Here is a 13,865-nt window from a genome sequence, read left to right on the forward strand (position 1 = left end):
TCCTAGGGATAGACCACGACCCGGCACAGCGCACCGGCACCGTCGTTCGCCAGGCGGGCCATCGTTTCCGGCAGGTCGGCGAAGGCGCTGTCGCCGTCGAGGAAATGGTCATAGACCGGATCGGTGAGCAGATCGAGGGCCAGTGCCAGCCGACGGCGGTGGGTCCAGCGCGGCCGCTGGGCCGGGGCGACCATGCCGACCTGGGAAGCGCGGATCGTCAGGCGCTTGGCATGAAAGGCCTCGCCGAGCGGCAGGGTGACCGGCTGGTCGCCGTACCAGCTCATGTCGAGCACCGTCGCCTCGAGGCCAGCAAGGCGGAGCGCCAGGGCCAGACCCGCCGGCGTGCCGCTGGCCTGGATGACCAGATCCTGGTCGGCTGGGGCCGCGTCCGGCAGGGCGAAGCGGCAGCCGAGGGCTTCGGCCAGGGCGCGCCGCGCTGGGTCGCGGTCGACCAGGGTGACCTCGGCACCGGGAAGGCGGGTGGCCACGGTGGCGACCAAGCCGCCAACCACGCCGGCGCCAATCACCGCGATCCGGGACCCCGGCATGGCCGCGCCATCCCACAAGCCGTTCAGCGCGGTTTCCAGATTGGCCGCGAGCACGGCCCGCCGCGTCGGGACCGCATCCGGAATCGCTATCGCCGCGACGGCCGGCAGGTTGAAACGGTCCTGGTGCGGATACAGGCAGAACACGCGACGGCCGACCAGCGTGTCCGGACCCGCTTCGACCAGCCCGACGGCGCTATAGCCGTATTTGACCGGACCGGGAAAATCGCCGTCCTGGAACGGGCAGCGCATGGCCTGGTGCTGGCTGGCCGGCACTCCGCCCCGGAACACCAGCGCCTCGGTCCCCCGGCTGATGCCGCTCGCCAGCATGCGCACACGGATTTCCCCCGATCCGGGTTCCGCGAGCGGCATCGACCTGATTTCGCCCTGCCCGGGTGCCGCCACCCAGAAAGCGCGCGCGACGTCGCTCACGAGAAATCGCACTCGAACAGCATGTCGTCGCCCAGCGCGAAGCGGCGCAGGCGCGGCCGCAGGCCCTGGGCCAGATCCTGGATCTCCGGCAGCTGGATGCCTGGGCGGCCGGAACCGATGATGAGCGGCGAGATCGTCAGTTGCAGCCGGTCGAGCGCGCCCTGAGCCAGAAAGCGCGAGACCGTGACGCCACCCCCCTCGACGAAGACCCAGCCGAGACCGCGCGCGCCCAGCAGGGCGATGATGGCGCGACAATCGAGCGTGCCGTCGGCGGCGCGCGGCACGGTCACGACCTCCGCCCGGCCCAGCCGGGGTGGCGGGTCGCGATCCGCGGCGGTGATGACCAGGGTCGCTGCCGCCGCGTCGCGGAACAGCGCATAGTCGGGACCCAGTCCCAGCATCGGGTCGAGCACGACCCGCACCGGATTTTCGCCGGGACAGCGGCGCACGGTCAGTTGCGGATCGTCGAGCCGAACCGTGTCGGCGCCGACCAGGATCGCGTCGGCCAGCGCGCGCATGCGGTGATTGTGCAGCAGGTCCTCGGGTCCCGTGACCCAGCGAGACGCGCCGTTGGCCGCGGCGATGCGGCCATCCAGGCTCTGGCCCAGATGGGCGATCGTAAAAGGCAGCTGGGGCCGGATCGCCAGCGGCAGGTAAAGCTCGAGCAGGCGGCAGATCGCCGCCGGCGGCGTCGGGTCGATCGACCAGCCGCCGTCACGCTCGATCCACAACCGGCTTTCGGCGACGTCGAGCCGCAACGGACCGCCGCCGGCGGGTATGCCCAGGCGACGGGCCGCACAAATCGCGTCCCAGGCAGCGGCTTCGTCGAGTAGGATGGGGGCACGCACCGCTTATGATCGTCCTGTCATCGGGATGAAACCACGGCCGAGCCGGGTCTGTCGTCGAGGCCGAGTTTATCTAGCCCGAGTTTGCCGCTGATGTCACAACCACGCGAGCGTACAAAACATTCCCCATCGGCGCGAGCGGACATGGATCGCGCGACGATTCTGCTGACTTTGGCCGGGATTCCGGCCTGGGGCGTGCTCATACACCTGGATCCGGGCCTGTCGCCGGCGCTGGGGACGGCCGCGCTTGCCGGCTGGCTCTGCTACGCGCTCGTCGTGCGCGGCGCGATGGTCCGGGCGGGCCTGTCACGCTGGGGCTGGGCAAACGGCATCACCCTGCTGCGCGGCCTGCTCGTCGCCCTGATGGTCCCGTTCCTGTTCGCCAGCGGGTCCGCCGGCTGGTTGCCGATCCTGCTCGGCGCCGCGGCCCTGGCGCTCGACGGCATGGACGGGCCCTTGGCGCGACGGAGCGGCCTCGCGAGCCCGTTCGGCGCGCGTTTCGACATGGAGACCGACGCACTGACCGTGCTGATGCTGAGCGCACTGGTCGCGGCCGATGGCCGGGTCGGCGCCTGGGTCCTCTCGAGCGGCGCGCTGCGCTATCTTTATGTCGCGGCCGGCGAGGTCTGGCCGGCGCTGCGCCGCGCCCCACCGCCGAGCTTCGCCCGCAAGCTGGTGTGCGTGCTGCAGATCGCCGGCTTGCTGGTGGCACTCATGCCGATCCTGGTGCCGCCCTGGCCGGCGATCGTCGCCGGCATCTCGCTCATGATGCTGTTCTGGTCGTTCGGCCGCGACGCGTGGGGCCTCATGCGCGACCAGGGCATGGCGGAATCGTCCGCGGCACCATATCTCAGCGATACCGGCGGTGTATGATGCCGGCCAACACGCTCTCGGGTCAGTCAGGATGTTGAAGCAAGCGATGGCAAAATCCGGTCAGGAACAGCGGGTCTTGCCGCCGCACGAGGTCAATCGGGCGGTCGCCGACCTGCGTCGCGGCGATATCGTGCTGCTGAGCGACGGCACGGACGCCGCGCTGATCCAGGCGGCCGAGGCGATCGACGACGAAGGGCTGGCGCGCGCCCATGCCTTCACCCGGGCGCGGCCCGTGCTGGCGACGACCCTGCGGCGCGCGATCGCGCTCGAACTGGCGCCCGAGGAAGACGCGGTCGGGGTCGCGGTCGAGCTGCTGCCGCCGGCCGATGCGTCGGCCGCCTTCCTGCGCGAGCTGGCCGATCCGACCGTGGTGCGCGAAGTGTCGGCGGCGCCGATCGGCATCAGCCGCGTCGGGTCCAAGAGCCTGGCCAATGCCGCGATCGAGCTGGCCAAGCTCGCCCGTCTGCTGCCCGCCATTGCCTGCTTTCCGATCGGGCCGCGCGAGGGCGCGCTGATCGCCCGGCGCGAAGGGATCATCGAGGTCGGGCTCGACCAAGTGTTCGCCCATCGGACCGTGCTGGCCCGCACGCTGCGCCAGGTTGCCGAGGCCAATGTCCCGCTGGTCGACGCGGAGCATACGCGCATCATCGCATTCCGGCCGGACGACGGCGGCACCGACCATCTGGCGATCTTGATCGGCGAGCCCAAGGGACCGGCCCCCGTGCTGGCCCGCATCCATTCGGAATGCTTCACCGGCGACCTGCTGGGCAGCCTGCGCTGCGACTGCGGCGATCAGCTGCGCGGCGCGATCAAGGCGATTTCCGAGGCCGGCAGCGGCATCGTGATCTATCTGGCCCAGGAAGGCCGCGGCATCGGCCTGGTCAACAAGCTGCGCGCCTATACCCTGCAGGATGCCGGCTTCGACACGGTCGACGCCAACCTGCAGCTAGGCTTCGACGCCGACGAGCGGGTCTACCAGCCGGCGGCCGAGATCCTGCGCCAGCTGGGCTTCGACAAGGTCCGCCTGATGACGAACAACCCGGAAAAGGTCGCGGCGCTCGCCCAGCACGACATCGAGATCGTCGAGCGCGTGCCCAGCGTCTTCGCGTCGAACGACCATAACCGGAACTACCTGGCGACCAAGGCGAAGCGCAGCGGCCATCTGTTCTGACCCGGCATTCCTTGCCGGTCGGCAGAGCCGCTTCGCCCTAACCGACTGAAAAACAACGAGGCCGATTTGGCATCGGCCTTGCGTAGCTGGTTCGGGGACCCTTTGTCCCAGGGACCGGACATGGATACGCCGAGCACACCGACCGTCGAGACGATCAACGTCCAGGGTAAAGTCCCGGCCGCGAAGTCGCATCTGTGGGCCAGCGATCATTTCAGCTTTCACGACCTGCTGGACGCGATCAATCCGCTGCAACACATCCCGATCGTCAGCACGATCTATCGGGCGGTCACCGGCGACACGCTGGGCAATGCCGCCCGCGTGGTCGGCGACGGGATCTACGGCGGCGTCATCGGCGTCATCGCCGGCCTGGTCGACGTCAGCGTGATCGAAGCGACCGGCAAGGACATCGGCCAGAACGTCATGGCCGCCCTGACCGGCGACGATGACGCGGCCTCCGGCGCCGATCCGCAGGCCGCCCAGGCGACATCGGCGCCCAATGCGCCGGCCGCGGCCCCTCCTGCCGCAAGCACCGCCCCCACGCCCAAGCCCGTCGCCGCACCTGCTGCCGCCGACCTGGCGACGCCGGTTGCGGCAGCCGGCATTCCCATGGCTCCCGCCCAGGCTCCGTTGATGCCGATCTCGGCCGAACCGAAGCTGGTAGCACTCAACGGCCAGGCACGCAGCTTCGCCATCGACACCTCGCCCGAGGGCATCTTGGCGCTCCGAACCACGTCGAACAGCACGCCGCGCCCGGTCGCACTCAACATCCCCGGCGGCACCATGGCATCGAGCCAGCGGGTCCCGGTCACCGGCGCCGAATTCGCCCAGCGCATGCAGGAGGGCTTGGACAAATACAAAGCCCTGATGCTACAGCGCGAGAACGGCGGCACCGGCAGTGCAATCAATCAGGTACAGTGATACCGTTCATCATGATCGAGACGAGCCCACCGAGGTGACCATGGACCTGCTGGTCTCGGGCGACGGCACCGCCCGGTTTGCCGATAGAATCTTTCGTTGTGCGCTGGGTCGCGGCGGTCTGAGCGACGCCAAACGCGAGGGCGATGGTGCCACGCCGATCGGCGCCTGGCCGCTGCGCCGCCTGCTGTATCGGCCGGACCGGATCCTGGCACCACCGACGACCGGCCTGCCGGTGACGCCGATCGGTCCCGCCGACGGCTGGTGCGATGCGCCGGGCGACAAGAATTACAATCTGCCGGTCATCCTGCCCTATCCGGTCAGTACCGAGGCGCTCTGGCGCGACGATCCGGTCTACGACCTCATCGTGCCTCTGGGCTATAACGACGGCCCGATCGTGCCGGGCCATGGCAGCGCCATCTTCCTGCATCTGGCCCGGGACGGCTATCTGCCGACCGAGGGCTGCGTCTCCCTCGCCCGCGCCGACATGCTGGCCTATCTGGCCGTCGCCACCACCGCGTCGCGCGTGATCATCACACGCTAGTAAGCGGCGGCCGTTCGCCGAAGATCGCCGAGCCGATCCGGACATGGGTGGCGCCCAGCGGCACTGCCAGCCGCCAATCGGCGCTCATGCCCATGCTGAGCGTGCCCAGGCCATGGCGCTGGGCGATCGAGCGCAACAGCGCGAAATGCAGGCTCGGCTCGTCATCGACCGGCGGAATGCACATGAGCCCGGCGATCGGCAGCTTCAGGCGCTCGATGCAGTCGCGGATGAAATCGTCGGCCTCGCGCGGCGGCACGCCGGCCTTCTGCGGCTCCTCGCCGGTATTGACCTGGACCAGCAGGGTCCGCGTGCGGACCGGCCCCTTGGCGAAGGCCTGGCCCAGCGCCTCAGCCAGCTTCGGCCGGTCGACCGTCTCGATCACGTCGAACGTGTCGAGCGCTTCCTTCAGCTTGTTGGTCTGCAGCGGCCCGATCAGGTGCAGGGAAAGATCGGGGAATTCGCCGCGCAGATCCGGAAATTTACCCATCGCTTCCTGCACCCGGTTCTCGCCGAACCGGCGCTGGCCGGCGGCAAGCGCCGCCCACACCGCCTCGACGGGTTTGGTCTTGGACACGGCAACAAGCTGGACGGCGTCGGCCGGGCGACCGGCCCCGAGTGCGAGCGTCGCCAACTCGGCACGGATTTCATCGAGATGAGCGTGGATCGGATCGGTCATCGGGACTCGCTTCGAGAGGGGGCAGGGCGCCGGATCTTACTCTTTTCACGGTCGCTCGCGTCCAGCGGAGATTGTCTCGAAAGAAAAGTGCTGCCTCGGCGCTCGGAATCTGCTTTATTCGGAATCGAACAATTAGGCGCCGAAAACGAACCTGATCTTGCGGGAAACCAGCGCTCGAAGCATCGGAAGCGAACTTCCGGCCTCGGGAGCCCCCCGCCGGGTCGTTCGCAGAAATTTCCCGAGGCGCGCTTGTAGCTGCGCTGCGAGGGGCAGTACCTTGACGACGAGGACCGGGCATCGCTCGCCCCAAACAATAAACCTTGGAGGAAAAATGCTCGCCAGTGTCTCCCTGCGCGCCGGTGTCGCGACCGCCGCCCTGCTCGCCCTCGGGGCCGCCGCCTCTGCCGAGGCCGCCGACATCCGCATCGCCTGCTATTCCGACGGCAACGAATGCCCGGCGACGAAGACGCTGGCCGAACGGTTCATGAAGGACAATGCGGACATCCACATCACGATCGACGAGATGCCGTACAAGCAGATCCTGGAGAGCGTGCCGGTCCAACTTGCCGCCGGCAACGGCCCCGACATCGCGCGCGTCAGCGATTTCGCGCAGGTCGCGCCGTATCAGCTCGACCTGACGCCCTACCTCAAGGACGCGGCCTATTGGCAGCAGGCCTACGGGCCGGTGCTGGATTGGATGCGCGCGGGTCCGGAAGACAAGGGCATCTACGGCCTGATGACCCAGTTGACCGTGTCGGCGCCGATCGTGAACAAGACCCTGTTCGACCAGGCCGGCGTGCCGGTTCCGGCCAAGGGCGCCACCTGGGACGATTGGGCGGCCGCCGCCCTCAAGGTCGCCAAGGCGACCAAGACGCCCTATGGCATGGCGTGGGACCGCAGCGGCGCCCGCTTCTCGGGTCCGGCGATCTCGGAAGGTGCCAAGTTCTTCTATTCCGCCGGCCATCCGCCGGTGGTGGACGCCGGCTTCAAGGCGATGGCGGCCAAGTTCGTCAAATGGAACCAGGACGGCACGATCGACAAGGACGTGTGGGTCTCGACCGGCGGCGGCTATCGCGACGCGTTCGAGGAATTCGCCAACGGCAAGATCGCGGTCTACCTGTCGGGCAGCTGGCAGCTGGCCCGGCTGCAGAAGCAGATCGGCGACGGGTTCGAATGGACCATCGGTGCCGCGCCCTGCGGTCCCGCCGCCTGCACCGGCCTGCCCGGCGGTGCCGGGTTCGTGGCATTCAAGGGCACCAAGTCGCCAAAGGAGGTCGGGCGCTTCCTCGACTATCTGGCATCCGAGCCGGTCTATGCCGAATGGATGGTCATGACGTCGAACCTGCCGGCCAACGTCGACCTGCAGAAGAAGAAGCTGGACTACAAGCTGTCGCCGGCCGGCGTCGCCGCCATGACCGCGTTCCAGGACAATGCCACGACCCTGACGCCGCTCGCCTACAAGCTGCAGGGCTCGCAGTTGAGCCGGCCGATGTTCAACGCGACGGTCGATCGCATCAGCCAGGCGATCAGCGGCCAGATCACGCTCGACCAGGCCTATGAGCGCATCACCAGCGACGTCGCCGATGCGGCGGCGGCCAAGGCGAAGAAGTGACCGGTTCGGAGCCCAGCTCCGTGCTATCGACAGCCGCCCGATGGTTCGGGCGGCTGTATGCCCTCGTCATGAACCTGCCCGAACGCCCGATGCGCTGGGCCCAGGGGCACCTGCCCGACGGCCGGCTCGGCTGGCTGTTCGTGGGTCCGAACCTGGCGATCTTCGGCGTGTTCACCTTCCTGCCGATCGTCATCGATTTCTATTATGCGGGCACCGGCGGCACCAACCTGCTGCCGACCGAGCGGCCCTGGGTCGGGACCGAGAATTTTTCGTCGCTGCTGGCCTGCAAGGATTATTTCGACCCGAACAGCTGCGTGCGCGACCAGTTCTGGTACGCGATCTGGAACACCTCGAAATTCGTCGTGCTGCAGGTCGCCCTGATGCTCGTCTTCAGCCTGACGACGGCCCTCGTGCTGAACCGCAAGATCATCGGCCGCGGCTTCTTCCGCGCGGCATTCTTCTATCCGGTGCTGTTGAGCCCCGTGGTGGTCGCCCTCATCTGGAAATGGGTGCTGCAGCGCGACGGCGTGCTGAACGCGGCGCTGGTCGGCGGCGGCATGCAGCCGGTCGAGTGGCTGCTCGGCGCCCGCTCCGCCTTCGGCTGGACCGTATTCGTGTCGATCTGGGCACATATGGGCTTCTACACCTTGATCCTGCTGGCGGGCCTGCAGGCGATCCCGGCCGACATCTACGAGGCGGCCTCGATGGATGCGGCCCCGCCCTGGCGCGTGTTTCGCCGCATCACCCTGCCGCTGCTGATGCCGAGCGTGCTGGTGGTGTTCGTACTGGGCCTGATCCGCGCCGTGCAGATCTTCGACGAGGTCTATGTCCTGACCGGCGGCGGCCCCGGCTCCGCCACGACCTACCTGGTCGAATTCATCTACAACACCGGCTTCTCGAGCCAGGTCCGGCAATACGGCCTGGCCGCCGCGGCCTCGCTGCTGCTGGCCGGGGTACTCCTGGTGCTGACGCTCGTGCAACTGCGCGGCATGCGCGGGACGAAAGGGGATTCCCGTGGCTAGCCTCGGACGCCTGCTGACCGCCACGCGCGGTCGAGGGAAGCTGGATTGGACCGATTGGGCCAGCTATCTCTACCTGGGCCTCGGCACCCTGCTGATGCTGGGGCCGGTGCTGTGGCTGGCGCTCAGCTCCCTCAAGAGCCCATCCGGCCTGATCGAGTTTCCGCCGACCCTGCTGCCGCAGGAGCAGGTGCGCGCGGCCGTGCCCAACTATCCGAACCCGCTGCCGCTCTACCGCATCACCAAGGGCGACCATGCCGGGCAGACGCTGGCCGAGGTGCGCAAGATCGGCCTCCAGGCGACCATGGTCGACCCGGCGGCGCCCGAGACCCTGATCCGGGTGCCGATCGACGACCGGAGCAAGATCATGCGGCTCCACGCCGCCTGGGACAATTACACCGACCTGCTGAAGAAGTTCGATTTCGGCCGCTACCTGTGGAACAGCGTGTTCATCACCACGGTCGCGACGATCATCACCCTGCTGCTGAACTCGATGGCCGCCTTCGCGCTGTCGAAATACAAGTTCGCCGGCCGCGAGCCGGTGTTCCTGATGATGCTGGCGACCCTGATGATCCCGCCGACCATCATCCTGGTGCCGAACTACCTGATCGCGGCCGTGCTGGGCCTGACCGACAATCCGTGGGGCGTAATCTGGCCGGCGGTCGCGACGCCGACCGGCGTATTCCTGCTGCGGCAATACATGCTGACCCTGCCCGACGACCTGCTGGAGGCGGCGCGCATGGACAATGCGTCGGAATGGCGGATCTATTGGCGCATCGTGTTGCCGCTGTCGAAGCCGGCGCTGGCCGTGCTCGCGATCTTCTCGGTCATGTGGCGCTGGAACGAGTTCCTGTGGCCGATGGTCGTGCTGGGCCGCAACGAGACCTTCACCCTGCCGCTGGCGCTCAACTCGTTCCAGGGCGAGCTTACGACCCAGTGGAACTATCTGCTGGCCATGACGGTCGTGACCCTGGTCCCCGTCACCGTCATCTTCGCGCTGCTGCAGCGGCACATCACCCAGGGCATCGCCTCAGCCGGAGTCAAATGATGAGCCGTATGAACGGCAGCCTGTCGCTCGAGGGGCTGGTGAAACGTTTCGGGGGCACCCAGGTCGTCCATGGCGTCAGCTTCGACGTGGCCGACGGCGAGTTCGTCGTGTTCGTCGGACCGTCCGGCTGCGGCAAGTCGACCCTGCTGCGCATGATCTGCGGGCTGGAGACGGTCAGCGAGGGCGAGGTCCGCATCGGCGGCGAGCGGGTCAACGACCTGCCGGCGGCCCGCCGCGGCCTGGCGCTGGTGTTCCAGTCCTACGCGCTCTATCCGCACATGACGGTCTATCAGAACATGGCGTTCGGGCTGGAAAACCTGGGCATGCCCAAGGCCGAGATCGCCCAGCGCGTCGGCGAGGCGGCGCGCATGCTGCGGCTCGACGAGTACCTTCAGCGCAAGCCGACCGCGCTCTCAGGCGGCCAGCGCCAGCGCGTCGCGATCGGCCGCGCCATCGTGCGCGAGCCGCGCATCTTCCTGTTCGACGAGCCGCTGTCGAACCTGGATGCCGAGCTGCGCGTCGGCATGCGGACGGAACTGGCCGACCTGCATCGCCGCCTGGGCACCACCATGATCTATGTCACCCACGACCAGGTCGAGGCTATGACCATGGCCGACAAGATCGTCGTGCTGCGCGCCGGCCGGGTCGAGCAGGTCGGGCCGCCGCTCGAACTCTACAATCACCCGTGCAACCGCTTCGTTGCGGGCTTCATCGGCTCGCCCCAGATGAATTTCCTCGAAGGACGGGTCGCAGCCGGCGACGGTCCGGGCCTGGCGGTCGAGATCCCCGGGTTCGGCGTGCTGCGGACGAATGCCGCCGCGCACGGGCTGGCCCCCGGCGGTGCCGTCTCGATCGGCATCCGGCCGGAGCACGTCCGGGCCGGGCACGAGGGCGACAACGACCTGACCGGTGCCGTCGCCGGCGTCGAGCAGTTGGGCGGCCTCAGCTACGTGCGCCTCGCCGACCCGAACATCACGATCCAGATCCCCGGCCAGACCCGACTGGCGGCCGGCGAGGCGACCCCGGTCCATTTCCCGATCGACGCACTGCATGTCTTCGATGCCGACGGCATGACGGTGCCCGCGATTTCCTAGCGATCCTTCAATCGTCATCCCCGGGCTTGACCCGGGGATCCGTGTCGAGGGGCAAAACACCCCCTCGCAGAGAAGTGCCGAGCGGGGCCGCGTGGATGCTCGGGTCAAGCCCGGGCGTGACGATCGTTTGATTAAAACCGCCATAGACCCACGCCTTACGAAAGCCCGACCCATGAAACCGATCCGCAGCGCCACCCTGTCCCAGACCACCGAGCGGGGCGTCCAGCTCGACTGCGGCGACGGCATCACCTGCCGGATTTCCATCCTCAAGCCCGACCTGGTGCGGGTGCTGTTCCTGGAGGGCGCCGTGCCGCGCCAGCCCCGCACCTGGATGGTACCGGCCCGGGGTGCCGCGGACGTGCCGTGGGAAGGCCGCGACCGGCTGGACGAAAGCAGCTGGCCGGTTGTGAACCACGAGTTGACCCAGGAAACCGGCGCGCTGATCCTCGCGACGGATGCGCTGACCCTGCGGATCGAGCTGGCGCCGCTGGCGCTCACCTGGTCGCTGCCCGACGGCACCGTGTTCGCCCGCGACCGGTCCAAGCACGCCTATCTGTTCGGCCAGCGTTTGCGCCATCACCATGCGCGCGAAGCGGATGACCGCTATCATGGCCTGGGCGACAAGACCGGCCGGCTCGATCTGCACGGCCGCCGGCTGCGCACCACCATGCTCGACAGCCTGGGCTACGATCCCGAGTTCGGCGATCCGCTGTACAAGCATTGGCCGTTCGTCATTACCCGCGACGGTCCGTCGGGCGTGTCCTGGGGCATCTTCTACGACAATCTGGCCGACAGCATTTTCGACCTGGGCGCCGAGCACGACAATTACTATGGCCTGTTCCGGGGGTATGAAGCGGCCGGGGGCGATCTGGACTATTACGTGTTTCCCGGCCCCGACGTCGATGCGGTGACGGCGAAGTTCCTCGACCTGACCGGCCGGGCGCCCATGGTGCCGCGCTGGACCCTTGGGTTCGCCCAGACCGCCATGGCGATCGCCGACAGCGCCAACGCGCAGGAGCGGATGCACGAGTTCATCGCCCGCTGCGGCACCGAGCGCATTCCGGTCAGCGCCTTCCACTTCGGGTCGGGCTATACCTCGATCGGACCGAAGCGCTATGTCTTCACCTGGAACCTGGGGAAATACCCCGAGCCGCGCAAGCTGACCGACGCGTTCCACCAGGCCGGCATCAAGATCGTGGCGAACCTCAAGCCCTGCCTGCTCGACGACCATCCGGACTATGGCGCGCCGCTGCAGGCCGGCGCCTACGTGCACGACCAGGCGACCGGGGCGCCGGTGATCAGCCAATTCTGGGACGGCGAAGGCGCGCACCTGGATTTCACCAATCCGACCGCCATCCGCTGGTGGCAGGACGGGCTGTCGCGCCAGGTGCTGGGCTATGGCATCGACGTCGGCTGGAACGACAATAACGAATATGGCCTGTGGGAAGACGGCGCCCAATGCGCCGGCTTCGGCACGGCGATCCCTCTCGAGCTGGCGCGCGGACTGCAGCCGCTGCTGATGACCCGCGCCACGCTCGAGGCGCAGCGCGCGGCGAAGCCCGGCGAGCGCGGCTTCACCGTCACGCGCGCCGGCTGCCCCGGCATCCAGCGCTATGCCCAGACCTGGAGCGGCGATAATTCGACGAGCTGGCGCAGCCTGAAATGGAACCTGCGCACCGGCCTGCAGATGAGCCTGTCCGGCATGTTCAACATCGGCCACGACGTCGGCGGCTTCTCCGGCCCGGTGCCGGATGCCGAGCTGCTGGCGCGCTGGACCCAGGTCGGATCGATCCATCCGCGCTTCATCATGAATTCCTGGAAGCCCGACGACGTCTACACCTCGCCCTGGCTGCACCCGGAGGCGACGCCAGCCATCCGCGCCGCGATCCGCCTGCGCTACCGGCTGCTGCCCTATTTCTATTCGCTGATGCACCACGCGGCCGAGGGCGGTCCGGCGCCGTTGCGCCCGACCTTCGCGGCGTTCGCTGCGGATCCCGCCACCCTGGTCGACAATGACGAACTGATGGTCGGTCCCGGCCTGCTGGCCGCCCCGGTGGTCGAGCCGGGTGCGCGGGCGCGTGCCGTCTATCTGCCGGCCGGCCCGGAATGCTGGTTCGATTTCTGGACCGGCGAGCGCCTGGCGGCCGGATCGGTCGCGACCGTGGCGGCGCCGCTCGACCGGCTGCCGCTCGCCGCCCCGGCCGGCGCCATCATCCCGATGACCGACGCGCCGGCGGATTTCTCCCGTCTGCATGACGAACCCAGCCGCTGCCTGCGCCTGTTCCCCGGCCCGGGTGCCGGCACCAGTGGCTTTACCCTGATCGAGGACGACGGCATTTCCACCGCCGGTCCGGTGACGAAATTGCGCTTCACGCTGGCCTGGACCGAAGCGACGGTGACGCTGACGGCCGACGTCGACGGCCCGGCGCCTGCCGGTCTGGCCGACATCGGCGTCTCGATGCCGCTCGCCGATCGTCGCGCGCTGGTGTTGAACGGGACCGGGGTCACGTTGCTAAGCCGCCCGTTCCGGCCGACCGCTGAAGTCTGATCGCCTCAACCCGCTCCCGCACGCGGTAGAAGGCGTTACAAATACCCGAAGCGGCGCATCTGTTCGCCATGGTCGGCCTCGATGCGGGCGACTTGGGCGGGGGTCAGGATCTTGCGCCATTGCCCGGCCTTGCCTTCGCGGAAGAAGGCGGCGTCGGCCTGGGCCGGGCGTTCAATGAAGCCCTTGCGCTGTTCCTGCGCCTTCAGGACCTTGAACGAGCTGAGCTTCATCGCCTTTTCCAGGCGCGGGCGCGGCACGTCGAGCCCGAGGAACTTCGGCACGGCGGCGAAACTCTTCAAGGGCTGGTCCAGCATGTCCTCGTAGCGCAGCACGAGCAGTTGGGAACTGGGCGTATGCGTCCATGATTGGACGTGGCGCGACCAGCTCGACAGGTATTCATAGACCGTGGCGTCGTCGCCGGCCACGCAGGCCGCTTCGTCGCGCATCATGTCGATGATGTAGTCGACCGGCTTGCCCTGGTGGTGGCTGTAGGAGATCACCACGTCGCGCGGGTCGCGGATGATGTAGATGGCGCCCGCCGTG

At 68.2% G+C, this 13,865-nt stretch carries 13 protein-coding genes; 9 read left to right on the top strand and 4 right to left on the bottom strand.

The window, feature by feature from the left end; all coding sequences use genetic code 11:
• Positions 1-2: 2 nt before the first annotated feature.
• Together VGV37_RS12330 and VGV37_RS12335 are read right to left on the bottom strand one after the other, a co-directional pair.
• Positions 3-977 (bottom strand): zinc-binding alcohol dehydrogenase, encoded by a 975-nt coding sequence (locus tag VGV37_RS12330; protein ID WP_326879977.1) that lies wholly within the window; start codon positions 975-977, stop codon positions 3-5.
• The gene (locus tag VGV37_RS12335; protein ID WP_326879978.1) at positions 974-1,825 is read right to left on the bottom strand and encodes a RibD family protein; all 852 of its coding nucleotides are present in this window, start codon (positions 1,823-1,825) and stop codon (positions 974-976) included. Before VGV37_RS12335 ends, VGV37_RS12330 begins: the two co-directional genes overlap by 4 nt.
• Before the next feature lie 141 nt (positions 1,826-1,966).
• On the opposite strand from VGV37_RS12335, the gene VGV37_RS12340 reads away from it, so the two are divergent.
• The 4 genes from VGV37_RS12340 to VGV37_RS12355 all read left to right on the top strand — a co-directional run bounded on the left by VGV37_RS12340 (position 1,967) and on the right by VGV37_RS12355 (position 5,325).
• Positions 1,967-2,695, top strand: coding sequence for a CDP-alcohol phosphatidyltransferase family protein (locus tag VGV37_RS12340; protein ID WP_326879979.1), 729 nt, complete (start codon positions 1,967-1,969; stop codon positions 2,693-2,695).
• Positions 2,696-2,741: 46 nt separating this feature from the next.
• Positions 2,742-3,866 carry a GTP cyclohydrolase II gene (ribA, locus tag VGV37_RS12345; RefSeq protein ID WP_326879980.1) on the top strand — a complete coding sequence of 375 codons (1,125 nt, stop codon included), beginning with the start codon at positions 2,742-2,744 and terminating at the stop codon, positions 3,864-3,866.
• Positions 3,867-3,986: 120 nt separating this feature from the next.
• A complete protein-coding gene (locus VGV37_RS12350) occupies positions 3,987-4,784 on the top strand; it encodes a hypothetical protein (RefSeq protein WP_326879981.1) in 798 nt (265 codons plus the stop codon).
• A 40-nt stretch (positions 4,785-4,824) separates the two neighbouring features.
• Positions 4,825-5,325 carry a L,D-transpeptidase family protein gene (locus VGV37_RS12355; protein WP_326879989.1) on the top strand — a complete coding sequence of 167 codons (501 nt, stop codon included), beginning with the start codon at positions 4,825-4,827 and terminating at the stop codon, positions 5,323-5,325.
• Here the strand turns inward: VGV37_RS12355 and VGV37_RS12360 are convergent.
• Entirely contained in the window at positions 5,315-6,001 is a 687-nt protein-coding gene (locus VGV37_RS12360) for a YggS family pyridoxal phosphate-dependent enzyme (RefSeq protein WP_326879982.1), read from the bottom strand. The two genes, VGV37_RS12355 and VGV37_RS12360, sit on opposite strands and share 11 nt — an antisense overlap.
• Positions 6,002-6,332: 331 nt before the next feature.
• On the opposite strand from VGV37_RS12360, the gene VGV37_RS12365 reads away from it, so the two are divergent.
• The 5 genes from VGV37_RS12365 to VGV37_RS12385 all read left to right on the top strand — a co-directional run bounded on the left by VGV37_RS12365 (position 6,333) and on the right by VGV37_RS12385 (position 13,322).
• Positions 6,333-7,613, top strand: coding sequence for an ABC transporter substrate-binding protein (locus VGV37_RS12365; protein ID WP_326879983.1), 1,281 nt, complete (start codon positions 6,333-6,335; stop codon positions 7,611-7,613).
• Between the two features lie 20 nt (positions 7,614-7,633).
• On the top strand, positions 7,634-8,635 hold the full coding sequence (locus tag VGV37_RS12370) for a sugar ABC transporter permease (protein ID WP_326879984.1): 1,002 nt from the start codon (positions 7,634-7,636) through the stop codon (positions 8,633-8,635).
• Positions 8,628-9,680: a carbohydrate ABC transporter permease gene (locus VGV37_RS12375; RefSeq protein ID WP_326879985.1), complete on the top strand. Its 1,053-nt coding sequence runs from the start codon at positions 8,628-8,630 to the stop codon at positions 9,678-9,680. Before VGV37_RS12370 ends, VGV37_RS12375 begins: the two co-directional genes overlap by 8 nt.
• Positions 9,680-10,774, top strand: a complete 1,095-nt coding sequence (locus VGV37_RS12380) for a sn-glycerol-3-phosphate ABC transporter ATP-binding protein UgpC (RefSeq protein ID WP_326879986.1) — start codon at positions 9,680-9,682, stop codon at positions 10,772-10,774. The genes VGV37_RS12375 and VGV37_RS12380 overlap by 1 nt, the downstream gene beginning before the upstream one ends.
• Before the next feature lie 172 nt (positions 10,775-10,946).
• On the top strand, positions 10,947-13,322 hold the full coding sequence (locus VGV37_RS12385) for a glycoside hydrolase family 31 protein (protein WP_326879987.1): 2,376 nt from the start codon (positions 10,947-10,949) through the stop codon (positions 13,320-13,322).
• A 35-nt stretch (positions 13,323-13,357) separates the two neighbouring features.
• Here the strand turns inward: VGV37_RS12385 and VGV37_RS12390 are convergent.
• Positions 13,358-13,865 (bottom strand): sulfotransferase domain-containing protein (locus VGV37_RS12390; protein ID WP_326879988.1); only part of this gene is annotated, 508 nt, incomplete at its 5' end.

Origin of the sequence: Aliidongia sp. (assembly GCF_035943795.1) — a bacterium.
Classification (GTDB): Bacteria; Pseudomonadota; Alphaproteobacteria; order ATCC43930; family CGMCC-115725; genus Aliidongia.

Bases quoted from the DNA above. Each gene is read 5' to 3' on its own strand.
- VGV37_RS12340 (WP_326879979.1), top strand. From the start codon at position 1,967: ATGGATCGCGCGACGATTCTGCTGACTTTGGCCGGGATTCCGGCCTGG.
- ribA (WP_326879980.1), top strand. From the start codon at position 2,742: ATGGCAAAATCCGGTCAGGAACAGCGGGTCTTGCCGCCGCACGAGGTC.
- VGV37_RS12350 (WP_326879981.1), top strand. From the start codon at position 3,987: ATGGATACGCCGAGCACACCGACCGTCGAGACGATCAACGTCCAGGGT.
- VGV37_RS12355 (WP_326879989.1), top strand. From the start codon at position 4,825: ATGGACCTGCTGGTCTCGGGCGACGGCACCGCCCGGTTTGCCGATAGA.
- VGV37_RS12360 (WP_326879982.1), bottom strand. From the start codon at position 6,001: ATGACCGATCCGATCCACGCTCATCTCGATGAAATCCGTGCCGAGTTG.
- VGV37_RS12365 (WP_326879983.1), top strand. From the start codon at position 6,333: ATGCTCGCCAGTGTCTCCCTGCGCGCCGGTGTCGCGACCGCCGCCCTG.
- VGV37_RS12380 (WP_326879986.1), top strand. From the start codon at position 9,680: ATGAGCCGTATGAACGGCAGCCTGTCGCTCGAGGGGCTGGTGAAACGT.
- VGV37_RS12385 (WP_326879987.1), top strand. From the start codon at position 10,947: ATGAAACCGATCCGCAGCGCCACCCTGTCCCAGACCACCGAGCGGGGC.